This window comes from Rhizobium sp. 05L419, assembly GCF_056397845.1.
Genome location: NZ_JBFTOF010000024.1, coordinates 138190 through 162087 on the forward strand (window position 1 = coordinate 138190; position 23898 = coordinate 162087).

At 61.6% G+C, this 23898-nt stretch carries 21 protein-coding genes and 1 pseudogene; 6 read left to right on the top strand and 16 right to left on the bottom strand.

Annotated features, from left to right (window positions below; translation table 11 throughout):
* Nucleotides 1–17: 17 nt before the first annotated feature.
* A complete protein-coding gene (locus tag AC1DMK_RS24640) occupies nucleotides 18–1046 on the bottom strand; it encodes a CorA family divalent cation transporter (RefSeq protein WP_477862757.1) in 1029 nt (342 codons plus the stop codon).
* Nucleotides 1047–1736: 690 nt separating this feature from the next.
* Between AC1DMK_RS24640 and AC1DMK_RS24645 the strand changes: the two genes are divergently transcribed.
* Both AC1DMK_RS24645 and AC1DMK_RS24650 read left to right on the top strand, forming a co-directional pair.
* Nucleotides 1737–2486: a hypothetical protein gene (locus AC1DMK_RS24645; RefSeq protein ID WP_477862759.1), complete on the top strand. Its 750-nt coding sequence runs from the start codon at nucleotides 1737–1739 to the stop codon at nucleotides 2484–2486.
* A gap of 19 nt (nucleotides 2487–2505) precedes the next feature.
* Nucleotides 2506–3822, top strand: coding sequence for an alpha/beta hydrolase (locus AC1DMK_RS24650; protein ID WP_477862761.1), 1317 nt, complete (start codon nucleotides 2506–2508; stop codon nucleotides 3820–3822).
* 27 nt (nucleotides 3823–3849) lie between these two features.
* Here the strand turns inward: AC1DMK_RS24650 and AC1DMK_RS24655 are convergent, their stop codons facing one another.
* The gene (locus tag AC1DMK_RS24655; RefSeq protein WP_477862763.1) at nucleotides 3850–4743 is read right to left on the bottom strand and encodes a LysR family transcriptional regulator; all 894 of its coding nucleotides are present in this window, start codon (nucleotides 4741–4743) and stop codon (nucleotides 3850–3852) included.
* A 227-nt stretch (nucleotides 4744–4970) separates the two neighbouring features.
* On the opposite strand from AC1DMK_RS24655, the gene AC1DMK_RS24660 reads away from it, so the two are divergent.
* On the top strand, nucleotides 4971–6212 hold the full coding sequence (locus AC1DMK_RS24660; protein ID WP_477862765.1) for a flavin monoamine oxidase family protein: 1242 nt from the start codon (nucleotides 4971–4973) through the stop codon (nucleotides 6210–6212).
* 71 nt (nucleotides 6213–6283) lie between these two features.
* Here the strand turns inward: AC1DMK_RS24660 and AC1DMK_RS24665 are convergent, their stop codons facing one another.
* From AC1DMK_RS24665 to AC1DMK_RS24675, 3 genes are all read right to left on the bottom strand, one after another.
* On the bottom strand, nucleotides 6284–7597 hold the full coding sequence (locus AC1DMK_RS24665; protein WP_477862767.1) for a multidrug effflux MFS transporter: 1314 nt from the start codon (nucleotides 7595–7597) through the stop codon (nucleotides 6284–6286).
* 5 nt (nucleotides 7598–7602) lie between these two features.
* Nucleotides 7603–8343 (bottom strand): SDR family oxidoreductase, encoded by a 741-nt coding sequence (locus tag AC1DMK_RS24670; protein WP_477862769.1) that lies wholly within the window; start codon nucleotides 8341–8343, stop codon nucleotides 7603–7605.
* Between the two features lie 72 nt (nucleotides 8344–8415).
* Complete coding sequence (locus AC1DMK_RS24675) at nucleotides 8416–9405, bottom strand: aldo/keto reductase (RefSeq protein ID WP_477862771.1); 990 nt, start codon at nucleotides 9403–9405, stop codon at nucleotides 8416–8418.
* Nucleotides 9406–9759: 354 nt separating this feature from the next.
* Here AC1DMK_RS24675 and AC1DMK_RS24680 point away from each other — a divergent pair, with 354 nt between their 5' ends.
* Complete coding sequence (locus tag AC1DMK_RS24680; RefSeq protein ID WP_477862773.1) at nucleotides 9760–12321, top strand: GcvT family protein; 2562 nt, start codon at nucleotides 9760–9762, stop codon at nucleotides 12319–12321.
* Between the two features lie 36 nt (nucleotides 12322–12357).
* Here AC1DMK_RS24680 and AC1DMK_RS24685 read toward each other — a convergent pair whose 3' ends face one another.
* From AC1DMK_RS24685 to AC1DMK_RS24715, 7 genes and pseudogenes are all read right to left on the bottom strand, one after another.
* The gene (locus AC1DMK_RS24685; RefSeq protein WP_477862775.1) at nucleotides 12358–12711 is read right to left on the bottom strand and encodes a hypothetical protein; all 354 of its coding nucleotides are present in this window, start codon (nucleotides 12709–12711) and stop codon (nucleotides 12358–12360) included.
* 46 nt (nucleotides 12712–12757) lie between these two features.
* The gene (locus AC1DMK_RS24690) at nucleotides 12758–13666 is read right to left on the bottom strand and encodes a DUF1214 domain-containing protein (protein ID WP_477862777.1); all 909 of its coding nucleotides are present in this window, start codon (nucleotides 13664–13666) and stop codon (nucleotides 12758–12760) included.
* A 92-nt stretch (nucleotides 13667–13758) separates the two neighbouring features.
* Nucleotides 13759–13890, bottom strand: a pseudogene (locus tag AC1DMK_RS24695) (DUF1254 domain-containing protein); the annotation flags it as partial.
* 496 nt (nucleotides 13891–14386) lie between these two features.
* Nucleotides 14387–14782 (bottom strand): sulfatase-like hydrolase/transferase, encoded by a 396-nt coding sequence (locus tag AC1DMK_RS24700; RefSeq protein WP_477862779.1) that lies wholly within the window; start codon nucleotides 14780–14782, stop codon nucleotides 14387–14389.
* A gap of 50 nt (nucleotides 14783–14832) precedes the next feature.
* Nucleotides 14833–15210 carry a response regulator transcription factor gene (locus AC1DMK_RS24705; protein WP_477862781.1) on the bottom strand — a complete coding sequence of 126 codons (378 nt, stop codon included), beginning with the start codon at nucleotides 15208–15210 and terminating at the stop codon, nucleotides 14833–14835.
* An 89-nt stretch (nucleotides 15211–15299) separates the two neighbouring features.
* Nucleotides 15300–15932: a response regulator transcription factor gene (locus AC1DMK_RS24710; RefSeq protein WP_477862783.1), complete on the bottom strand. Its 633-nt coding sequence runs from the start codon at nucleotides 15930–15932 to the stop codon at nucleotides 15300–15302.
* On the bottom strand, nucleotides 15932–17773 hold the full coding sequence (locus AC1DMK_RS24715; RefSeq protein WP_477862785.1) for a sensor histidine kinase: 1842 nt from the start codon (nucleotides 17771–17773) through the stop codon (nucleotides 15932–15934). The genes AC1DMK_RS24710 and AC1DMK_RS24715 overlap by 1 nt, the downstream gene beginning before the upstream one ends.
* 301 nt (nucleotides 17774–18074) lie before the next feature.
* Between AC1DMK_RS24715 and AC1DMK_RS24720 the strand changes: the two genes are divergently transcribed.
* Complete coding sequence (locus tag AC1DMK_RS24720; RefSeq protein WP_051974012.1) at nucleotides 18075–19043, top strand: HAD family hydrolase; 969 nt, start codon at nucleotides 18075–18077, stop codon at nucleotides 19041–19043.
* A 104-nt stretch (nucleotides 19044–19147) separates the two neighbouring features.
* Nucleotides 19148–19975: a hypothetical protein gene (locus tag AC1DMK_RS24725; RefSeq protein ID WP_477862787.1), complete on the top strand. Its 828-nt coding sequence runs from the start codon at nucleotides 19148–19150 to the stop codon at nucleotides 19973–19975.
* 87 nt (nucleotides 19976–20062) lie between these two features.
* Here the strand turns inward: AC1DMK_RS24725 and AC1DMK_RS24730 are convergent, their stop codons facing one another.
* From AC1DMK_RS24730 to AC1DMK_RS24745, 4 genes are all read right to left on the bottom strand, one after another.
* Nucleotides 20063–20494, bottom strand: coding sequence for a DUF2721 domain-containing protein (locus tag AC1DMK_RS24730; protein WP_477862789.1), 432 nt, complete (start codon nucleotides 20492–20494; stop codon nucleotides 20063–20065).
* Nucleotides 20495–20553: 59 nt separating this feature from the next.
* Complete coding sequence (locus tag AC1DMK_RS24735) at nucleotides 20554–21204, bottom strand: hypothetical protein (RefSeq protein ID WP_477862791.1); 651 nt, start codon at nucleotides 21202–21204, stop codon at nucleotides 20554–20556.
* Between the two features lie 104 nt (nucleotides 21205–21308).
* Nucleotides 21309–22982 (bottom strand): arylsulfatase, encoded by a 1674-nt coding sequence (locus tag AC1DMK_RS24740; protein ID WP_477862809.1) that lies wholly within the window; start codon nucleotides 22980–22982, stop codon nucleotides 21309–21311.
* Between the two features lie 516 nt (nucleotides 22983–23498).
* The gene (locus AC1DMK_RS24745) at nucleotides 23499–23711 is read right to left on the bottom strand and encodes a hypothetical protein (protein ID WP_477862793.1); all 213 of its coding nucleotides are present in this window, start codon (nucleotides 23709–23711) and stop codon (nucleotides 23499–23501) included.
* Between the last annotated feature and the right edge of the window lie 187 nt (nucleotides 23712–23898).

Below are 23898 nucleotides of genomic sequence, written 5' to 3' on the forward strand. Positions count from 1 at the left end.
TTGCATCGTCAATCCACTTAGAGCCAACCAATCCGCCGGAGCGCCCAGAGCGTCGCGATCGAGGTGATCGTCACGAATGCGACGATGACGACGAAGGCCCAGGTGTCGTTGACGCCGGGTATCCCCCCCACATTCATCCCGAAGAGCCCCGCCACCAAGCTTGGCGGTAAAAGCAGAGCAGCGAGCGCCGCCAGCCGGTTTGAATTGCGCGCGATGCGCTCGCTGATAACAGTCGAAAGGTCGTCGTGCAGGATGCCCGTCCGGTCGCGGATGGCGTCGAGGTACTCGATAAAGCGCATCAGCTTGTCAATCACCTCGCGCAGCCGCAGCTTGTCCCGCTCGATAAGCCACGTCGCGTCGTCGTGCTCTATCCTGTTCAAGGCGTCGCGCTGCGGCGCGAGATAGCGGCGAAGTTGCACCGAGCGGCGCCTCAGCAGCTTCAGCCGCCCCCGCACTTCGCCCGCGTCCCCATGAAAGATCATCTCGTCGAGCTCATCGACCTCTTCATCCATTGCATCGAGGACCGGCTCGAGGTCACGAACCAGCTTTTCGCCGATCAGCGCCAGCAGGTCGCCGGTGCGCTGCGGCCCCTTGCCCTTGTCGAACGCCGTCCGAATGTCGCGCAGAGCAGTGATGTAGTGACCGCTGTCGCGGAGCGACACGACCCTGTTGCCATCGACCCACAGATGAAGCGGCACAAGGTCTATATCCGGGTGCGGCTCATCGGCTTCTTCGGGTGAGGTGGCGCACACCCCCCGCAGAATGATCAGCAATCCGTCATCGACAGGCTCGACGCGTGGTCGCGTCTCCTCCTCAAGCAGTGCATCGGCCACGAAGGGATCAAATCCACCTTGTTTGTTCACCCATTCAGCGGCAGCCGGGTGATCGCGTTCGAAGTGCAACCAGATCGCACCGTCCTGCGGCTTCCAGGCACACACACGCGCCATGTCGATCTGCCTGCCGCCGCCATGCCCGTCGAGCAATAACGCAAAACGAAGTCCGGGCTCCGCACCATAGCTTGCCGTCGACGTATTGATCGCCTTCATTGCGCCCCGCCTGAACCTATCAAAAACGCTGGAAACACAGACGCCATGATCAAATATCTGCAACGATTCTAGCAGTTTGCGCGCAAGGCGCAACAACATTGCGGCTTGTTCGCAGCCTCATCCCGAAGCTCGAAGTCAATGCGGTGGGCGCCGCATTTTCGGACACCTCACTTGCGAGCCGGCACCCAAATTTCCCGGTTCCGAAGACCCCGATCTGCTCGATCGAGCGAAGTTTCCACCCGCTGCGGCAATCAACTCATCCGGTCGTTGCCTTGACCGTCAAGCGATTACAGCTCATAACATGTAAACCATCAGGCGAATCTAATAAAACTTTAGGCTGATGGATGAGGAGCCGAGGGGGCTCGTTTATGGCAGTCGTGTCGATCAGGTATCTGGTCTGTATGCCTATGTTGCCAGCTGCAGCCGCTTGGACCTGGTCCGAGGGGATATTGGCCAGTGCCACAAACTGGCTGAGCAACTTGGCTGTATCCACAATCCCGCAATTGCGTTCGCCTCTGGATCAAACCCTGGTCCTGGCGTTGCGCAACCGCGCATGGAAGTGCTGCGCACAGTTGTATGTTCACCTTGCGGGATGAAAGCATGAGTTGAGCCGTCCTTGACGCGGCGATTGATCTTGGGGGATAGGATTTGAAATATAGTGTCGCATGTGCCGCCGCCTTTTTGGGGGCAATGACCGTCTTCAGTTCAGCAAACGCAGCGGATATGGCCCCGGCTCTCAGCCCGGAAGCAAAGCCCGCCGAAACTCAAAGCGGATGGACCTTTACCGTTGCGCCATATTTCTGGGGCGCCGGCATGTCCGGCGACGTTGCCGTGTTCGGATTGCCGCAAGCCCATATCGACGCCAGCTTCAGCGACATCCTCAGCAATCTCGATTTCGCGGCAATGGCAATCGGCGAGGCGAGCTACGGCCGCTACAGCGTGTTTAGCGATATCATCTACACCAAGCTCTCCAATGATGCGACGACGCCATTCGGCGTGGTCGCCGACAATGTCGAGGTCACGTCCAAGACGTTTATCGGCCTCTTGGGCGCTGGCTACACCGTCATCGACGGTCCCGACGGCCATCTTGATGTCGTCGGCGCCGTCAGGCTCTGGTCTGCGGATACGGAAATCTCCTTCAACGGCGGGCTGCTCGGCGGCGTGCAGAGGGACGACAAAGCCACCTGGGTCGACGCCCTGGCCGGTGTCAAAGGCAACTACTTCTTCACGCCGAATGTCTACCTGACGGGCTGGGCCATGGCCGGCGGCGGCGGCGCGGATCTCGACTGGGACGTCATGGCGGGGCTGGGATACAAATTCAACGACAAGGTTTCCGCCATCGCCGGCTATCGCGCCCTAGGCGTCGACTATAGCAACGACAGCTTTGTTTTCGATGTCGTTCAGCAAGGGCCGATCCTCGGCGTTGCAATCCACTTCTAGAGTTCAGAAGGAAGCGGCAATGGCCAGCAGCAATGGCGGTCTTCGTGTTCTGTCCGCCATTCCGCTCAGGCGGTTATTGACGGTTGCCGCGCTGGTTGTTCTGTCGGGGTGCGGCGGCCATCCGAAGGATGTGCTGTTGCCTGTTGCCGACACTGCCCCTGCGGCAAGCAAGATCAGCATGCTGGTCGCAACGACGCGCCGCAAGTCGACGATACCGGGTGAGATGTTTACGGGCGAGCGTGGTCTGGAGCCGGCGTTTGCGGACATCACCGTTTCCATCCCCCCGAAAAATGTTCGCAAGGAAGGCGACGTCGCGTGGCCCAAGCGACTGCCCGCCGACCCTGCGACCGACTTCGCGACGCTGAAGGCAGAGGAAATCCCGCTGGATGCAGCCAAGAGCTGGCTCAGCGCATCGGTACAGAAAAGCCCAGATCACAGCGTTCTTGTTTTTATCCACGGGTTCAACAACCGGTTTGAAGACTCCGTCTATCGATTTGCCCAGATTGTCGAGGATTCCGGTGTAAAGAGCGCCCCCGTGCTCGTCACCTGGCCGTCCCGCGGCAGCCTGCTGGCCTATGGTTACGATCGTGAAAGCACGAACTATACGCGCAACGCCCTTGAACAGCTTTTCCAGTATCTGGCACGCGATCCCCAGGTCAAAGAGGTGTCCATTCTCGCCCATTCGATGGGCAACTGGCTGGCATTGGAATCGCTGCGCCAGATGGCGATCCGCAACGGCAGACTACCCGAAAAGTTCAAGAACGTGATGCTGGCAGCGCCCGACGTGGACGTCGACGTATTCCGCTCCGAAATCGTGGACATGGGCAAGCAACATCCGCAGTTCACGCTGTTTGTATCTCGCGACGACAGGGCGCTGGCGTTCTCGCGCCGGCTGTGGGGCGACATTCCGCGTCTCGGCGCCATCGACCCCGAGCAATCCCCCTACAAGGAAGAGCTGGAAGCCAACAAGATCGCAGTGATCGATCTGACCAAAGTAAAGGTCGGCGACAAACTCAACCACAGCAAGTTTGCCGAGTCACCCCAGATCGTCCAGTTGATCGGCCAGCGTATTTCCGAAGGCCAGACGTTGACGGATAACCGAATTGGTCTCGGCGACCAGATCCTGGCGGCGACAACCGGGACGGCGGCCGCGGCCGGCAACGCGGCCGGGCTGATACTTGCGGCGCCGGTTGCCGTGATCGACGCAAACACGCGTGACAACTATGCAAACCAGGTGAACGCGCTGGCCGGCGCCCCTACTGGCGGCAAACGGACGACAGCGACGAACCCCAAGTGCAAGGATGACCAATCCGCCTCGCCCCCGTGCCATCGCTAGATCTTCAGCGCCCAGAAGACGGCATGATCATGCACGATACCGGAGCGCTTCCACCAGAACCGCAAAAGCAGCCGAGGGCTGCCGACGGCTGGGATAATAGAGGTGATAGCCCGCAAACGACGGGCACCAATCCTCCAGCACGCGAACCAGGCGTCCGTCCGCCAGATGCGCCTCGACCTGGTTCTCCATGACAAAGCCGAGACCGAACCCGGCCGTGGCCGCGCGGACGATCATCTGGACGTTGTTGAAGGCGAGCTGCCCTTCGACCCGCACGCGCAGCTCGCGGCCGTCCTTTTCGAGTTCCCAGGCGTAAAGTCCGCCGTTGCTCAGCAGCCGCAGATTGATGCATTGGTGGTCGGCCAGGTCCTGCGGCGTGTTCGGGATCGGCCACCTGTCGAAATAGGCCGGCGAACCGACCACCGCCATCCGCAGGTCTGGGCCGATGCGCGTCGCGATCATATCCTTCGCAAGCGCTTCGCCCAAGCGGACGCCGGCGTCGAACCGTTCCGTCACGATGTCGGTAAATCCGGAATCGATGCTGAGTTCGACATGAATGTCGGGATAGGTCGCAAGCAGCTTCTCCAGCGCTCGCCACACGATGGTATCGGCAGCATGTTCGGAGAGCGTAATGCGGATCGTTCCGGCCGGTCGTTCCCGCAATTCGCTGAGCGACGCCAGCTGCGCGCCGATACTGTCGAGCGCCGGTCGCAGGGTGGCGAGCAGTCTTTCGCCGGCCTCGGTGGGCGCCAGGCTCCTCGTGGTCCGGGTCAGCAGACGCACGCCAAGCCTCGTTTCCAGCCGCCGGATCGTGTGGCTCAGTGCCGATTGGGAAGTCCCCAGTTTCGCCGCCGCCCGGGTAAAGCTTCGTTCCTCGGCGACGGCCAGGAACGCATTCAGGTCGACCAGTTCCTCGCGCTGCATTCATGAACTCCTGATATAACTGCTTACCAGACATAGCGGCTATTCGGCGGAAAGTCTTACCGCTAGACTGGCACGCCGGATGTTGTTCGTTGCCGCCCATCCGCAGGCTATGGTGTCCGGCATACTGAGGAATGGCGATGCAGACAAAGAATGATGGCTTGCGGCGTCCCGTATCGCCCGACGGCAGCGGCCGGTGGAGCCTCGTCCGAAAGACGGCGCGATAGCCCATGACGCTAGAACCAGACATCGTGATCGTCGGCGCCGGTGCGGCAGGAATTGGCGCGGCACGAAGGCTGGCCGGCGGCGGCCTGAGCTCGCTGGTGCTTGAGGCCCTGCCGCGAACCGGCGGGCGCGCCTGGACGCGCAAAGCTGCGGATGTTTCCCTCGACCTCGGCTGTGGCTGGTTGCATTCGGCCGACCGAAATCCATGGACCCGCATTGCCAAGGAGGCAGGCTTGGAGGTGAGGAGCGGCGAAACCGCCTGGGGCACCCAGTTCCGCGATCTCGGCTTCTCGCGTGCCGAACGGGACCTGGCACGGCTCGCATTTGCCCGGTGGAGCGAGCGTATCGCCGCCACGCCTCCCGCCAGCGACAATGCCGCCGACGCCCTGGAGCCGGGCGAACCTTGGATGCCCTACCTCCAGGCATTGAGCGGCTTCATCAGCGGCGACGAGCTTGAGCGTATTTCGGCGAAAGACTATGGTGCCTACGACGCAGCCTCGACCGACTGCAACTTTCGAGTGCCGGCAGGCTATGGCACGCTGATCACGGCGAGCCTGCCCGCCCAGGCCAAACTGCGCCTTTCCACGCCGGTGGAAGCGGTTTCGCTCGATGAACGACGCATTGCGCTCGCGACGCCMTCAGGCGTGGTTCGTGCCCGTGCCGCCATCATCACGGTCTCGACCAATGTCCTTGCCGGTCACAACACCGGCTGGCCTTCGGCACTCGATCCCTGGCGGGATGCTGCCGCGCGCCTTCCGCTCGGCTCCAACGAAAAGCTGTTTCTGCAGATCCTCGGAGATAGTCCCTTCGCTCCGGAGAGCCATGTGCTGGGAGACATCCATGATGCTTCGACCGGCTCCTATTACATCCGACCATTCGGTTGGCCGGTCATCGAATGTTTCTTCGGCGGAGCAGGCGCACGGGCGGCCGCCGAGCGTGGCGTTGAGGCCGGGTTCGAGCGTGCGATCGACCAGCTCGCCAACCTGTTCGGTTCGTCGGTCCGGCGCAACCTCAAGCCGCTCATCGCCTCAGACTGGGCGGGGACGGCGTCGATCGGCGGCGCCTACAGCCATGCCCTTCCAGGCGAGGCGGATGCCCGCCTTGTACTCGCCCGTCCGTTTGACGGCCGGCTCTTCTTCGCGGGCGAGGCAACGCATACGACCGACTTCTCCACTGCGCATGGTGCTTTCCAAAGCGGCGTTCGCGCAGCCGAAGAGGTGATCGCGGCACTCGCACCGGCTCGCTGAGCCGCGTGCCGACGCGGCCGCTGGCAGCGCAGCATCTCTTTCAACGCCCGCGATCTTCACCGTCGGCCCGCTCAGCGTGCTGCCGAACGCGCGGGCGGCCGGGCAAGCAGCCGCGCGCAGAGCAGGCTCCCTATTCCGGCAAGCCCGATCACCCAACCCATCGGCCAGGGCGTACCGTCGGCGAAGGCGCCGACGAGTACCGAACCGACGATGCCGCTGCCATAATGGATTGCACCGACGAGCGCCGAAACCGCACCCGCGCGCTCGGGGACATCGTCGAGCGCGCCGGCAATCGAGTTGGCGACGATGAACCCCGCAACGGAGATGAACAGGAACAACGGCACCGCAAGGCCCCAGAGGCCGCCCCAGCCGGTCCATGCCGTCACCGCAAGAGCGATGCCGGAGAAAGCCGCCACGACCGTGCCGCGCAGCAGCATGTGTGAACCTCCACGCCGCATGACCAGACGCGAATTGATGAGGTTGGTTGCCATGATACCGACGATGCCGACAGCAAACAGCAGGCCGTAAAGCTCGGCCGGCACATGGTGATAGGTGATGTAAGCAAACGGCGTGCCGGCGATATAGGCGTAGATACCGCCGTAGAAGAAGCCCCCCGCCCCCGCATAGCCGAGCAATTGGCGATGGCGCAGCAGCTCGCCGTAGTGCGCCAGGGCGCGGCCGAGCGGCTCTTTGTTGCGCCGCCCAACCGGCAGCGTCTCGGGCAGGGTGAGCAGAGCGGCGAGCGTCAGCAACCCGACAAGGACGAGGACGCCGAAGATCGCCCGCCATCCGGCCAGTGCGAGAATCTGCCCGCCCGCGATCGGCCCGAGAAGCGGTGCGATCGCCATGACGGTCATCAGCGTCGACATCATCTGCGCGGCGCGATCTCCCGCGTAGAGGTCGCGTACCATGGCCCGCGACAGCACCACGCCGGCACAGGCGCCGACCGCCTGCACGATGCGCCAGCCGATCATGGCCCAGGCGCTGCCGGCGAGGCCGCAGCCGGCCGAACCGATCACGAACAAGACCAGCCCGATGGCCACCGGCATGCGACGGCCGTAGCGGTCACCGATCGGTCCCCACAGTAGCTGGCCCAGGCTGAAGCCGACGAGATAGCTCGATATGGTCCATTCCATAGCCCCCGCACTGGCGCCGAGCGACTGACCCATGGCAGGCATCGCAGGAAGATAGAGATCGGTCGAAATCGACGCGAAGCCCATCAGGGCGCTGAGCATCGCGAGAATGCGCCAGCTCTGGTGGTCTGACGTTTGAGCGCGCAGCGAGGCAATCTCGCAGGCGCCGTCGGAAACGGTGGCGGAGCAAGATAACGCCGTATCGCTGCCAACCGTGTCCGGCGCTCCTCCGGCACTGGTCTGGTCGAGCATCGCCGTCACAGCTCCTGCGCCGTCGGACGGAAGAGGATCTCGTTGACGTCGACATCGTCCGGCTGGCTGATCGCGAAAGCCACCACGCGCGCAAAACGCTCGGCCGGAATGGCAAAGGCCCGATAGAAGTCCTGGATGCCCCTGGCGACATCGGCTTCCGTGATGCTCTGCGGCAGCTCGGAACCGACGGCACCCGGCGAGATGATCGTCGTGCGGATATTGTACGGCTTCACTTCCTGGCGGAGCCCCTCCGACAGCATGCGCACGGCAGCCTTGGTGGCTGCATAGACGGCGCTGCCGGGACGGACCTTGTGGCCGGCGACCGAGGAAACGTTGATGATATGTCCGCTCTTCTGCCGGGTCATGTGCGCAAGTGCTGCGGCAATGCCGTAGAGCACACCCTTGAGGTTGACGTCGATCATCCGGTCCCAGTCTTCCACCTTGCCGCGCTCGAGCGGCGAATGCGGCATCAGGCCGGCATTGTTGATGATCACGTCGACACGGCCATGGGCTGCGACCGCCGTGTCCACGAGGCGCTTGACCTGCTCGCAATTGGTGACGTCGGTCTGGACGGCGGCATCGTTGCCAAGTCCAAGCTCGTCAGCCAGCGCCTGCAGCCGGTCGAGGCGACGCGCCCCGAGCACAAGCCTGGCGCCCTGGCCCGCGAGGTGTCGCGCCGTTGCCTCGCCGAGCCCGCTGCTGGCTCCCGTGATGACGACGACCTTCCCGTCGATGTTCTGTGTCATGCTGTGCTCCGATCCTGGAAATGACGGAGCCCGCGCCGCAGATGCGCACGGGCTCGCAGGGTGACGACGGCATCAAAGGCCGGTGGTCTTCATCAACTGCTCGGGATAGCGTTCGCCCTCGACAGCGATCTCGGCTGCGGCACCTTGTATCTCGGCGAGATCATCAGCCGTCAGTTCGACGTCGGCCGCAGCGAGGTTCTCCTCCAGGCGGTGCAGCTTGGTCGTACCGGGAATGGGCACGATCCAGGGTTTTTGCGCCAACAGCCAGGCTAGCGCGATCTGGGCAGGCGTCGCCTTCTTCTCATCGGCGATCTGCTTCAGGAGGTCGATCAGCGCCTGGTTCTTTTCCATCGCTTCGGGTGTGAAACGCGGCAGGATCTTGCGGAAATCGTTCTCGCCGATCGTCGTTTCCTTGCTCATTGCCCCGGTCAGGAAGCCCTTGCCGAGCGGGCTATAGGCGACAAGGCCGATCCCAAGCTCTTCGCAGGCCTGCAGGATGCCGTTCGTCTCCGGTCCACGCGTCCACAGCGAATATTCATTCTGGAGCGCCGTGATCGGCTGCACCGCATGGGCGCGTCGCACGGTCTGGGCACCCGGTTCCGACAGACCGAAATGCCTGACCTTGCCCGCGGCGACGAGATCCTTGACCGCGCCGGCGACGTCTTCGATCGGCACGTGCGGATCAACGCGATGCTGGTAGAAGAGATCGATCACCTCGACGCCGAGCCGCTTGAGCGATGCATCTGCCACCTTGCGGATATTCTCCGGTCGGCTGTCCAGACCCGCTTGCTTGCCGTTCTCGTATTTGAAGCCGAACTTCGTGGCGATGACGACCTGGTCGCGAACCGGAGCCAGTGCCTCGCCGACGATTTCCTCATTGGTGAAGGGGCCGTAGACTTCGGCCGTGTCGAAAAACGTCACCCCGCGCTCCACCGCCTGCCGGATAAGCTTGATGCTCTCATCATTGCTCAACGCGTGGCCGTAGCTGAAATTGAGGCCCATGCATCCGAATCCGATCGCCGAAACCTCGAGTCCGCCGTTGCCAAGTGTGCGCTTTTTCATTTCTATCCTCCTGCTCACTTCGCGAGAGCTGAGTGGTTGCGATGGGCTAAGGATAGGGCACACGGGATATGCCGATTAGACGGCATAATCGGCATGAGGTTATGTCTGCATTTCATGAGTGTGAGCGCCACGGAGCCGTCGCCTCCCCGCCTTGACGCAAAACGCCGTCCGGAGCCATCGAATAGAGCCCGTCCCCGTCCACTGCCGCGCTACCAAGGTCCACGGTTGGGTGTATCCTTGCTGGGGACTGGACGGCTCTGGTCGTGCAGCAGGATGATTATGTCGTAGACAGGCTCTAGTCGCAGCCTGGCAAATCCTAAAATCGGTTTTCAGTATCAATCAGGGTCGCACGCAATGGCAATATTCCCTCAAAAGGCGAAGGTCGTAATTATCGGGCTTGGCGGTATCGTGGGCGCATCGATCGCTCATCATCTGATCGAGCGCGGTTGGGACGATATCGTCGGCATCGACAAATCGGGCATCCCGACGGATATTGGCTCGACGGCACACGCTTCCGACTTCTGCTATGCGACCAGCCACGACTTCTTGTCCTGCTGGACGACCCTCTATTCCATCGATTTCTACGACAAGATGGGCCACTACGCGCGCGTCGGCGGCATCGAGGTCGCCCGCGTCGGCGACGATGACCGCATGGAGGAAATCAAGCGCAAGGTCGCCTCCGGCAAAGCCTTCGGCACCCGCGCCCGCCTGATGGAACCCGCCGAGATCAAGGAGAAGTTCCCACTAATCGAGGAAAACATGGTGCAGGGCGGCCTCTGGGATCCCGACGCCGGCCTGGTCATTCCGCGGTCGCAGACCGTTGCCGGCAAGCTGATCGACGCCGGCGAGCAGAGCGGCAAGCTGACGTCCTTCGCAAACACGCCGGCACAGTCGCTGATCATCAAGGACGGCCGCATCAAGGGCGTGGTCACCCACCGCGGCACGATTGAGGCCGACTACGTGGTGGTCTGCGCCGGCCTTTGGGGCCGCCTGATCGCTGAGATGGCCGGCGAGGACCTGCCTGTCATGCCGGTCGACCACCCCCTCACCTTCTTTGGCCCCTACAACGAATTCGCCGACACCGGCAAGGAAATCGGCTTCCCGCTGGTGCGCGACCAGGGCAACTCGGCCTATATGCGAGACACTGGCGACCCGAAGACCGCCGAAGGCGGCCAGATCGAGTGGGGCTACTATGAGGAGAAGAACCCTCGCCTTTGCCACCCGCGCGACCTCCTCGAAAAACACGAAGCCCGTCTTTCCCCGTCTCAGCGCGACCTCGACATGGAGCAGATCCTCGAGCCGCTGGAGCGTGCCATGGAGTTGACGCCGATCCTGGGCGAACTCGGCTACAACGAAAGTCATTCCTTCAACGGCCTGCTGCAGGTGACGACGGACGGCGGACCGTCGATGGGCGAAAGCCAGAAGGTCCGCGGCCTGTGGTATGCTGTCGCCATCTGGGTCAAGGACGGCCCGGGCATGGGCAAGCTGATTGCCGACTGGATGACGGACGGCCGCACGCCGATCGATCACAACAAGATCGACTATTCCCGCTTCTACCCCCACATGCTGGAGGAGAGCTTCATCGAGAGCCGCTGCACCGAGGCCGCGCAGAAGATCTACAATCCGGCGGTTCATCCGCGCGAACCCTACGCGACCGGCCGCAACCTGCGCCGCTCGCCCTTCTACGAACGCGAAAAGGAACTCGGCGGCTATTTCATGGAACTCGGCGGCTGGGAACGTGCCCACGGCTATGCCGCCAACGAACACCTGCTCGAGACTTACGCCGACCGTGTGCCGGTGCGCGAAAACGAATGGGACAACCGCCATTTCTGGCGCGTCTCCAATGCCGAACATCTCGCCATGAGCGAGGACTGCGGCATCGTCAACCTCTCGCATTTCGCCATGTACGACATAGAGGGTCCGGACCATGTCGAGCTGCTGGAATGGCTCTGCGCGGCGAAGATCGGCGGTGACGCCAATGTCGGCAAGGGCATCTACACCCACTTCCTCGACGACCAAGGCATGGTGCGCGCCGACTTCACCATCATCCGCATGGCCGATCGTTGCCGGCTGATCGACGGCGCCGATGCCGGTCCGCGCGACTTCAACTACATGAAGCGCGTTGCGCAGGACAAGGGCTTTGACGTCACCATTACCGATGTGACGGAGACGTACGTGACGATCGGCATCTGGGGTCCGAACGCACGCACCACCCTGCAGAAGGTCGTCGAGAATGCCGAAGGCCTTTCGCCGGAAAACTTCCCATTCGCGGCGATCAAGCAGATCCGCATCGCCGGCAAGACCGTTACCGCCTTCCGCATCTCCTATGTCGGTGAACAGGGATGGGAACTGCACATGGCCTACGGCGACGCGCTCGCCGTCTGGGACGCACTGCGCGCCACCGGCGTGATGCCGTTCGGCGTCGAAACCTACGCCAACAGCCGCCGCATGGAAAAAAGCCTTCGCCTGCAGAACGCCGACCTGCTCACCGAATACAATCTGCTTGAGGCTGATCTTGCGCGCCCGAAGGTCAAGGAAGCCGATTTCTGCGGCAAGGCCAAGCACCTGGAATACCGCGCACGCGAGCACCAGCCTGCCATGCTCTGCACGCTCGTCATGACCGACAATATCGACGCGAAGGGTGTGGCGCGCTATCCCGTCGGCATCCTGCCCGTCATGGATCCCGAAACCGGCGAGACTCTCGTCGACGAACTCGGGCGGCGCTCGTTCACAAGCTCGATCGCCTTCGGGCCGACGATCGGCAAGAACATTGCACTCGCCTACCTGCCATGGTCCCACGCCCAGCAGGGCCGCAAATTGAAGGTCGAGTATTTCGGGGAGACCTATCCGGTCGAAGTCATCAGCGTCGGCTACAAGCCGCTCTACGACCCCGAGAACCTCAAGCCCCGGACCTGATTAATTCTCTGACCGCTAAGGTTTGAGGGATACGCCCTATCGAATGCCCGCCTCATCGCTGAGCGGGCATTCGTGCATGCGGCAGTGTGGCAAAGGGATGCTGAGATGCAGCGGGAACGCACTATCGGCGTGCGCCTCTTCACGCTCTGAAAAGAGGGAACCCAGCATTTGCGTCAATCCAAGCGCCACCATTCCAAGTCCGCCCGCCTGCACGGCCGCAACGGACAGTGTCCATGGGCAAGCCCACCAAAGCGTGATGTTCTGCATGAAGAGTTCGCCTGTCGGCCACTGAGCGCCGATGCAGTCGTGGGCAACGATGCCGAATGTCAAAAACACTCCGAAGATAGAGAGGCCGAGCCCCCATCTGGCGAAACCTGCACCCAGCTGCATAACGATCCCTCCGACCCAAGGCCATCGTTTCCTCCGCGCGCGTGCATCACTCCAGCTTTACCAAGACGGGTGGCCAGTAGGTGCCATTCGCGACCCCGTCGAGCGGTCCGTAGAAACGGAATGTCAGGCGGAACTTCTGCCCCTTCGGGATCGGAAGCCAGTTTCCGTCCGGTGCATCGGCGGGCTTGCTCGTTGCGAAATAGAGCATCAGCGAGCCGTCCGGACCGTACTGCGGATGCGTCTGTTCGTTGAGGAGATAGCGGTTCGAAGGATTGGGCAGGACACGGAAGTGGACATTGTCGACCGCAATAACCGACCAGAAGTACTTTGCGAAGCGTGAAGGCAGCGCATCCTTGGGGAAGGTCATCTTGTAGACGTGGTCGCCGGTCAACTCGTCGCCACTGTCGTCCCTCCAGCCGCGATAGTAGAGAACCTCCGGCTTGACGTTCGCCCAGATGCCGCCATTGTTCACCAGCGTCCGTGCCATATAGTCCAGTCCGTATTCTCCGACGACGCCCGGACGCGCCCAGCCGTTCAGTATGGTACCGTGGCCGATCGTGAGGCCCGCTTTGGCGATCTCAGGGAAAGCGTGCTGTTTGACGACGGCGTCCACCCGCTTCCGCTCTTCCGTGCTATCCTTGACGGCGGCAGCGACTTCGCGGACATCCGTCTGGAGCTTCTCCAGTCCCGGGTTGAGGTCTGGCTCGCTGTCGAGCGCAGTGACCGCCGCATCAAATGCCTCCACGCCCGGAAGCCGTTCCAGTTCGAAGATCGGCGTCTTCGGGATATCCGGCAGCTTCGGCGCGCCGGTCGCCCGCAGCTTGAACTCATGTTGCAGCAGGACCGCGCGATCCGGGTCGTTGCCGAGGGCCACGCGGGCAAGGACCCGAGCATGCGCAACAGGAAGATCGATGCGCAGGGCGCCGCCCGGCAACTCCACGCGCCTCGCAGACAAACGGCGAAATCGCCCGACGCCCTGTCCGGGAAGACGCGCTCGTTGATATTGGCAAGCGTCTCGCCCCAGCCATTCAGGAATTGCACGGTATAGTAACGGTCTTTGATCTCCGGGACCGTGACGATGGTGCAACTAGTCCCGTCGACCGCAACCCAGGCCTCGGAGTAGGCGACGTCCAGGTTCGGATTGGGCCAGTCGACCGCACCCGGTTTTTTGTGGACCAGCTGTTTCCCTTGAAGCCTTCGCGGAAGTCGAGCTGCTGCTGGCGCGTGATCAGCAGGCGGCCAAGAAGGTAGATATAGGCTTGACTGATCTCTTCATCGCCGACCTGTCGCGATTGCGCTGAGGTGTCACCGGCAATCATTGAAAAAGCGAGCAAGAGCAAAGCAGGACAGCGTAGCGGCTTCATGTTCCCGACCTCCCCGGCAGCGTTGGGAGCATCTTGTCCCTTCCGAGCGCGAAAGGAAGTACGTTACGGTAAATGTCGCCGAATCCTGCAACACGGACAGCCGCATTGGCCCGGAAGCGGAAGACTTCGCTCGGCCGGAATCAGGATCGGAAGAACACCATTCGGCAGCTGAGCGACCGCGCCGCCAGGGGCCGCCCTCGCTTGGCAGCGTTCGACGATATGCTCGACCGGCTGGTGGAGAAGCGCCGCCGCGAGGTCGCGCGCTGGAGCGAAACGGCGAGGCAGGGCCGCCAGGGCCTGCTACTGTCCGGTCACAATCGGAATTCGAGGCTCGTCCTTGGATTTTTTGTTTCGCCGCGATGCGCCCACCCGCTCCTGCACATCGGCGCCATGTTGCTATCATGGCACCCGGAGCGAACGGAATAGCGCCCCGTCATCAGTGCGGCTCGAGATGGGGTGCAGGATGGCTCGACCAGAAACTGCGTCAAGCGCAGCCCCTGCGAGGCCAGTTGGTCAATACGCGGCGTCGGCGACCCTCGAGGTTCCCCGCCGCCATAGACGCCGATGTCTCCGTGGCCGATGTTACTGCCAGAATGAACAGGATGTTCGGCGTCGGCTGCTGCGCGGACGCCGAACACGAAAGGAACGGGGGGCCTGTGAAGCCGAGGCAAACACCAACGCCTTGGCTGTCGTGCGCCATGGTCCATGCCATCCCATGCTCTGCCTCCGCTTGAGTACAGCAGTCGCTCCGCTCTCGTCAGCTTCCCAATCCAAGCGCCTTGTTCACCGCCGCGATGAGAACGGACCCCGCGTAGGGTTTTCGCAGAAAGGCGACGCACCCTGCCCGCTCTGCCTCGGCGCTCAGGCGGCCGCCGTCCAGGCCGGTGATAAAGATCACCGGCAGGGTCGCCCCCGCCTTTTTCAGCCTGAGCTGCAACTCGATGCCTGATATGCCACCGAGGTCGATGTCCAGAACAAGACAGTCGATCGCGGCCTTCGGATCGCGAGCAAGGAAGGCTTCCGCGGATGCATACTCCACGGCGGCAAACCCATAGGCATTGAGAAGTCGCCCTACGCTGCGGCGCAAGCTTTCGTCATCGTCAATGACAGCGATCGTGCGGCGCGGGTTCCCCACCTCAAGCCCCTCTCGTGACTATACGCGGTCCCCGTCACAGTAGGCTTGTCAGCGCTCGATTGATATTGTCCTAAGGGGAGGTCTCCCGATCAGCTCCCTTTGCGGGATGCCTGCCGGTCGATGAGATCGATACTTGCGGCCATCGATACCGCCTCGGCGAGTGATCTTACCCCGAGCTTTTCCATTACACGATGGCGGTGCACCTTCACGGTTCGCTCCGATATGCCAAGGACGTGCGCGATCTGCTTGTTGAGATGCCCCCGAATGATCAGCCCAAAGACTTCGGCCTCGCGCGCGCTCAAGCTCGCCACCAAAGTCCGCTGTTTCTGAAGACGCTCGTGCTCGACCCGGTTCTGTTCATAGTGAGCCAGCACTCGCTCGATTACCTCCATCAGCACCGCCGGCGAGCTGGGTTTTTCGAGAAAATCCTTTGCGCCCGCCTTCATCGCGTCGACGCCGGCCTTTATGTCTCCTTCGCCCGTCAGGAACACGACCGGCATATGAGGTGCAACCTCTGACAACCGATGTTGAAGCTGCGGTCCAGATAGGCCGGGCATCTGCAGGTCGAGAAGGACGCAGCCTGGCTCGCAATTCGGGAGGCTGGCGAGAAACTGGTCTCCCGATTCATACGCTTCGACCTTGAGCCCGTAGGCAGTGAGCAGCCTTGCTGTGGCAGTTCGGTAGGATTTGTCGTCATCGACGATATGGATGACCGCTTTCATCAGCCTCGCTCCTCCCGTCGGGCTAGAGGCAGGACCATGCGAAAGATGGCTCCGCCTCCTGGCCCGTTGCAAGCAGAGATCGTGCCGCCGTATGTCTCGACAATGGCGCGCGCTATGGAAAGACCCAATCCTGTCCCCGCCTGCTTGGTCGTATAGAACGGCTCGAAGATACTGGACAGGCGCTCTTCAGGAATGCCGTTGCCGGTGTCTGACACACAAAGCTCGGCCTTCTCGTCAGCCAGTCCTGTTGCAAAGGTGAGCATTCGCGCGGTTGGGACGGCCTCCATCATGGCGTCCATCGCATTGGTCGCCAGATTGAGGACGACCTGTTGCACATGCACCTTGTCTGCCCGCACCGGCAGTTCGGTCGTGGGTTGATTGGTATTGAGCGTAATTCCTCTGCGTTCGGCCTCGCCGTGTATGATGTGGATTGCGCTCGAGGTGACATCGTTCAGGTCGAACTCCTGCCAGTCGATCTCGTTTCTCTTCTTGAGCAACCCTCTCATCCGGCCAATGATATCACCCGCACGCTGGTCGTCCTCCTGGATGTCGAGAAGAATGTGCTGGATCAACGTCAGATCGGGATTGCCGGTTCGAAGCAGTTTAGACGCCGCTTCGGCATTGTTTCGAATGGCAGACAGCGGCTGGTTCAATTCATGCGCGATCGATGAGGACAGTGCCCCGGCCGTCGCCGATTGGTTGAGATGGACGGCTTCCAGCAGATGAAGTCGTGACCTCTCCTCGGCATCGCGGCGACGCCGGCGCTCGACCAGGAGCGCCAGGATGACCGCAGCCTGCAACAGAACGATGCCGAGGGCCACCATGATGGCGAGCCGACGCTCTTCCCAGAGGCTCTTTTCCCGATGTATCTGGAGGGTGCCCTGGGGGAGGTTCTTCTCCGCCAGGCCCCAACGCCGGAGCTGTCGGGCATCTGCGATGAATGTCTGGGGTGCCTCAAGATCTGCCACCGGCTTGCCAGCGATGGCATCGAGGACGAGATTGCCGACGGTCCTGCCCAGGGTATCAAACGTAACGGTACTTCCGCCGACCACGCCGTAGTCGATATATGTCTGGTAGGGGCCGTACATGGGTGCGCTTGCGGTCGCTGCGATCTGCCGCAGCGCTTCCCGCGGGATGAAGTTTCGCCCAGCCCCATCCTTGAAAATCGTCAAGGCAAGAATGATGCTGTCAGGTGGCACATGAGACGCCCTTTCAGTGAATTCGTCGATCGTTAGACCTTCGAGATACGTCGTCTCGTATGATTTGGAGAACTCGCTGAGATCGGCGCGCGCCGTCGCCAACCATCCTCGGTCGAAGTCCGACGAGCCCCCGATAATATAGAGGCGGCGAGCGTTGGGCTGGAGATCGCGGGCCATTTCGGCCGTCTTCAGAATGTTGAACGTGGTGAACGCACCGATCACGTCGTCAGGCAAGTCGGTATTCTCGGCGGCGGAGTTTCCAAAACCCGCCGCGACAATTTTCGCAGTGGGTGCGATCGAGTTGCGGTTCGCCGCTATGAAGCTTGCGGACTCCTTGCCGAGTGCGACAACGATATCGGGGCGATGGGCGGCGTATTTCTCCGCGAGATATCGAGCCGTGCGTGCGACATGGTCGGCCTCTGGAAATCTGGCCAAATCCAGGAACTCTGAAAACAGATCGATCTTGCCGTCCTTCGCTTCGAGCAAGCGGTTTCGCAACGCTTCGCCGGCAGCCGTCGTCGCCGCGATCCTTTCATTGTAGGGATAGAGAATGAGGACGCGCGGAACACGCTCGGCGATCGCAACCAACGTTTCAGAGGCAACTGCATAGCTCCCCCAGACGGTCGCCAAGACAGCCGGCATCAAAGTGGCTCGCGACAGAATAGCTGCACACCTGGATCCCCAGCTCATCAGCCGCCCCCCTTGTGGCGGCGGAAATAATACCAGTTTCGCGCTTCAGCGTCATCCGAGCAAAGCTACCACTAACGATTGTCTGTCGTGGATTCCCTAAAGTGCAATATCGCGTGGCAAGTCCATTCGATAGAGTCGCCTTGGATGACACTCCTTGCGCCGTTGTCGCCGTCGTATGGGCCAGGTTTCGGAGGATTCCCAAATGCTCGTTTGCCGCCGTGAATTCCTTGGATGGGCGCGAGATGGCGCCTCGATGATTGCCCTATCTGCCATCCTTGCTACGCCAAAGGTGACGCTGGCGCAGAGCGACCCTCTGCCCTCCTGGAACGACACTGCGCCGAAGCAGACGATCCTCTCCTTCGTCGGGAAGGTGACCAAGCAGGGCTCGCCCGAGTTCGTTGCGGAACCTGAGCGCATTGCCGTGTTCGACAATGACGGCACGCTGTGGGTCGAGCATCCCATGTACACCCAGCTTGCCTTCGCCCTGGACCGCGTCAAGACGCTGGCTCCTCAGCATCCGGAATGGACGAACATGCAGCCGTTCAAGGCGGTACTCGAAGGCGACATGCAGACACTCGCCGCATCAGGTGAAAAAGGCCTTCTGGAGCTCATCATGGTCACCCATGCGGGAATGACGACTGAGGAGTTCCAGAAGGTCGTGACAGATTGGCTTTCGACGGCACGCGACCCGAGGTTCAAACGACCCTACACCGAACTCGTCTACCAGCCGATGGTGGAGTTGCTCTCCTACTTGCGCGCCAACGGCTTCAAGACGTTTATCGTCTCGGGTGGCGGCGTGGAGTTCATGCGGCCATGGACGGAGAAGGTCTACGGCGTCCCGCCGGAGCAGGTTGTCGGTTCCTCGATCAAGACACAGTTCAAGATGCGGGACGACACGCCGACCCTATACCGCCTGCCGGAGGTCAACTTCATAGACGACAAGGCAGGCAAGCCGGTCGCGATCAACCAGCAGATCGGCCGCCGGCCGATAGCAGCGTTCGGCAATTCCGACGGCGATCTGGAAATGCTGCAATGGACGACGATGGCGGGTGCGCCTGCGCGTCTCGGCATGCTTGTCCATCACACCGATGCAGAACGCGAATACGCCTACGACCGCACGACCGAGTTCGGACGCCTCGACAAGGCGCTCGATGCGGCAGCGATCACCGGCTGGACCGTAATCGACATGAAGGCCGACTGGAAGCAGATCTTCAAGGACTAGGAGCCTGCGCCCCCACTCTGGGCGCGCCAAGGCTTGTGACATGAGACCTCAACCGCGTTCACCAGGGGCAGGCGTAGCTTGCATCCAACTGGGAGGATACCGCCATGAAAGTCGATCATATCGCCATGCTGATCTTTGTCGGAGGTTTTGCGCTGACAACCCCTGCCCTTGCACAGGACGCCCCGAAGAAACCTCATGTACCGCTCGAAAAAGCAATTGGCATAGTCACGCCGACCGGTCCGGTGCCGTCGCTGGCGGTCATCAATTCAGCCGGCGCCAAGATCGAGAACGGAAAGCTTGTTCTGACCGGTGTCTCTGCCAATTCGATCGTCTTTGCCGACCGGCCGGTGCGCGCTGCCGGACATGTGGCAACCGAACAGTTCATCATGCAATGGGACGACGGCAAGGACAACTTTGCCGTCGATCCTCCGAATGCCACCGTGTCGGTGCTGGGCGGCGACGGATCGGATGTCAGTGACGCCGTCGTCACGCTGAAAACACCCAAACTCGACGGAACCACGCTGACATTCGACATTGCCGTTTTGGAGGGAAGTCTAAGTGGTGCGTCCGGGCCCGCAGCCGTCTTCATCGATCATTTCGGGGGCGGAGGTGGCTTCGGCGGCGGCGGTGGATTTGGCGGTGGAAGCTTCGGGGGCGGCGGCATGCGCGGCGGAGACTTTGCCGGGGGTGATTTCCGTGGCGGTTTCCGCGGAGACGACGTGCATATAGGCGACACGAACATCGACCGTGTTGGAGGCAACTACTGGCATGCGCCGGTCTACCACGGAGCCTGGTATCGCGGCGCTCCCGTTGCCGCGGGCGTGGTCGCTGGCGCTGCCGTTGGAGCGGCGGCAGCCCGCCCCTACTACTACAATTCCTACTACGACAACAACCGGCAATGCGGCTACTACCCCTTCCCGCCTTGCTACTAGCATCCTGTTTTTCGCGTCACGCAGCAGTGGCGGCGTGACGCGCCACCTCCGGTGATCAGCGACGGGCCGCTTCGCGTCGTTTGATGGTCATCTTGCCCGGTGATCGTCGTGTTCGCTCTGAGAAAGCCTGATGTCCTGCAGGAGCCGGACGAGCGACGCCGCCAGGAAGCCGAGAGCCGCCATGAACAGCGCGGCGGCTCCCGGTTCGTGGCGATATCCCATGAAGGCGACGACGAAACCGAACAGCAGCAAAAATGTCACGCCGATTCCCGCCAGCACGGCGAGGCGCAACGCACTGTTCAAGAGGAGTTCCCGTTTCCTCAGCTCCCCGATTTCGTTCTTCAGCCACACTCGGGAGACATCGCTTTCATCGATCTCGCGGAGGCTCCTTATCCGCTCCGTGACCCCAGAAATCCGATTGACCAGAACCGCCACCATGGCCGCAACGCCATTGAGCACGAACGCCGGCGCGACCGCGTGGTTGATCATGGCTGATAGCTGATCAGCTTCGACTGACATGCAAGCACCTACGATTGCAATGCTCGGCATAAGCGGACGACCGCAGCGCCGTTGAGACGCTACGGAATGACATTGACTGCACGCGCGGCCACGAGAACGAGCGTCAGGAGCGAAATAGCGCTTTCGAGCATCATGAGGACCTTCGCACGTGGCGTGAGTGGCAGTACATCGGTCGGACTGAAGGCGGTCGCCGTGTTGAATGCCAGTGATAGATAATCGACGTAGAGCGGCCGCCAATCGGGCGATGCGAGTTCGGGCGCCGACGCCTGGGGAAACAGCCAGTCGGGTCTTCCCGCCATCCCACGCGCGATGCGCGAGGGGCCACCCGCGTCGACCTGCCAGTAAAGCAGGGAAAAGGTGAGAACGTTGGTGATCCAGATGGTAAATGACGACGTCAACAGCGACACTGATCGCGTCTCGGGCGGGTGGATGGTAATGATCCCGACCATATCTCCGAGTTCGGCCGCCGTATTGCCTGCGTAGACACTGGCAAGCAGCATGATGGCGACGTGCTCGATTCGTAGCCACACAGCGTTGTCAGTCGACACCGTTACCATGATCATTGGTACGATAGCTGCCACCAGGACCGCGTATGACACCCATCGCGGCATGGCATAGACGTGGTGCGGCAGCACCTCCAAAAGGGCGAACACCGCCAGGATCGCCACCACCGGAGGCCAGCGTGGTTCGTCACGACCTTTGGATGACATCGCTCATCGTTCCGCCCTCAGTCGGCCCCAAGGACCTGTCAGGTGAAGCATTGTAGCGGACGCCGCGAAGGGCGTCCGCTCCGACGTCGTTGCGCTACTGTGCGTCAGTCGTGACCAGTCTTCATTTCGCGGACCTGCTGCATCACTTGCTCCAGATTGTAGCTCGCAGGGCTCTGAAGCGGCGGGAAGTCGATGTAGGTCTCGAGATGCCTCAGCCACAACTGCTGGCCGATGGGCAGGATGTTCCAGTCATAGACATAGGCGGTGGACGGTGACGCGATGGCGCCGCCTGTACCGAAGAGTGTCTTCAACTGTTGTCCGACCGAGGTTTCAAATGGGTCGCGCTTGATGTTGACGACCTGGGTCCAGGCGTAAGGCTGCACGCCGCCAATGAATCCAGCCGGATCGTCGGAGACCATGGCGAAGTACATCTTCCAGTTCTTGTAGCGGACAGCCGACGGCTCCTTGCCGGAATAATACAAGAAACTGTCGCGCGCGGATGGCGACTTGCCTTCCAGGAAGTCGCGCTGATCGATCCCGTCGAGCGTGGTCTTGACGATCCCCGGATACTTGCCCGTCTCGATCTCTTTCTTCAGGCCGTCGCCCTTCGGACCACCGGCGATATTCACAAGCGTCGGCAGCCAGTCGAGGGACGAGAAGATGTCGTTCTTGACCGTACCGGGCTCGATGTGCCCCGGCCAGCGAACCACAAGCGGCGCACGCATGCCGCCTTCCCAGGTGCTGAGCTTTCCGCCCTTGAACGGGGTGGTGCCGCCATCTGGGAAAGTGATCGTCTCGGCGCCGTTATCGGTCGTAAAGACGACGATGGTGTTGTCGAGTTCTCCCATCTCCTCGAGCCTCTTCAAAACGTAGCCGATGTTGTCGTCCATCTGCTTCATGCCGGCTTCGTTGACGCCCCAGTCCTTGCCGCCGGGCTCGCCGACCATTGCCAAGTACTTGTCAGGCAGCACGGTGGTGATGTGCATGCGGGCCGGGTTGTACCAGACGAAGAACGGCTTGTTGGTCTTCTTCGGGTCATTGCGGTCGAGGAAATCGATGACCTTGCCCGAGATCTCCTCGTCAATCGTCTTGGAGCGCTCAAGCGTCAGCGGGCCCTCATCCTTGCAGCTTTGGTTCGCCGGGGATCCGTCGGACGATTTGCACGCAAGCATCGGACGCGGCGGCGTCAGGCAGGTCGTGGTCTTCGGGTCGACGGACGCCGGGTCTTCCGTTAAGCCGGGAACCGGCGTGTTTCTGCAAGGTGGCGCGATCCCCTGCTCGGTTGGGGTCTTGTTGATGTCGGGAAAGCTCACCCCCTGCATGGCGTCGAGGTGATAGAGGTAGCCCCAAAATTCCTGGAACCCGTGTGCCGTCGGCAGGGATTCGGTGGTATCTCCGAGATGGTTCTTGCCGAACTCACCTGTCGAGTAGCCGAGATCATACAGGAACTTGGCAAGGTGAGGCGTGCCGGCCCGCAGGTAGGACGGGCTTCCGGGAATCTCCGGCAGAACCATGCCGACGCGCACCGGCTGCATGCCGGTGATGAACGCGGTCCGCCCTGCCGTGCAGCTCTGCTCGGCATAGTAGGTCATGAACTTCGCCCCTTCCCGGCCGATGCGGTCGATATTGGGTGTTTCGCCGACCATCAGGCCCTGATGATAGATGCTCGGCTGCATCCATCCGATATCGTCACCCATGATGAACAGGATGTTGGGCTTCCTGGTCTCCTGCGCATGTACTGCCGCCGTGCTCGCCAAGAGGCTGCCAGCGACTGCCATCGCTGCCGTGAAGAACTTTGTCGTCCGTCTCATGTCGAATGCCTCCCTCAAGGGGCCGTCACGTGGACGACCAAGGTTGGTTGAAAGACGAGTCAAAGCAAAGCGATGGGCGTTTCTTCGGCTCCTGGGTCAAAACACAGGAATTTGGACAGACCATTCGATCGGGATGCGCGATCCGCAGCGCATATTCTCCCTCGCCTTGCGGAAGATGGAAGACCCACACTTCCGCCGGCATCTTTACATTGTATTAGCGATTGCCGATATTGGCCTTTGGGGAATCCGTTGCCGCGGTTCGGCCGTGAGTTGGTCAGCGATGCATTTCGTTGATGAAGCTGTCGGCACGTCGAACTCAGATCAAGGCTCCCGAAAGGACGATAGGCAGCGAGCCGCGTCGCGTGCCACAGGCGTGCTGACGGAGCTGGTTTCAGCAAGGACAGTGCGACGACTGGTTTGCTTGGCTGTGAACCGCCTGGGTTCGAAACGCCGTAGCGGCGGTCGTGCCGTCAATTGGTCCTCTTATGCTTTTGCAACCAATGCTGCCGTGGCCTTTGCTGTGTCTTGAACTTCTTTTTCCAGTCGGGCCGCGCGAAGGCGCAACGTCTTTTCCTCGCGAGCCGCAACGATCGAGTCCATCTCGTCGACTGCAGCGCTTCGGGAGAAGAACTGGGTCTGCGTGCGCGCGAACGCGGCCTCGGCCCGCTCGCGGGATTTTGAAAATGCCTGTGTCATATTGTGGGTTTCCTAGTGGATGGCGCGCTTTCCGCAGCATCGGGTAGGAGGAAGTTTTTCGGCTCCCTCCCCCCACACCACCGTGCGTACGGTTCCGTACACGGCGGTTCATCGAGCGTGATTTAGGCGGTGGAGTTCCTGTTGTAAAGAAAGCAGCCCGAGTTGGTCGAAGAAGGCTTTTCGGTAG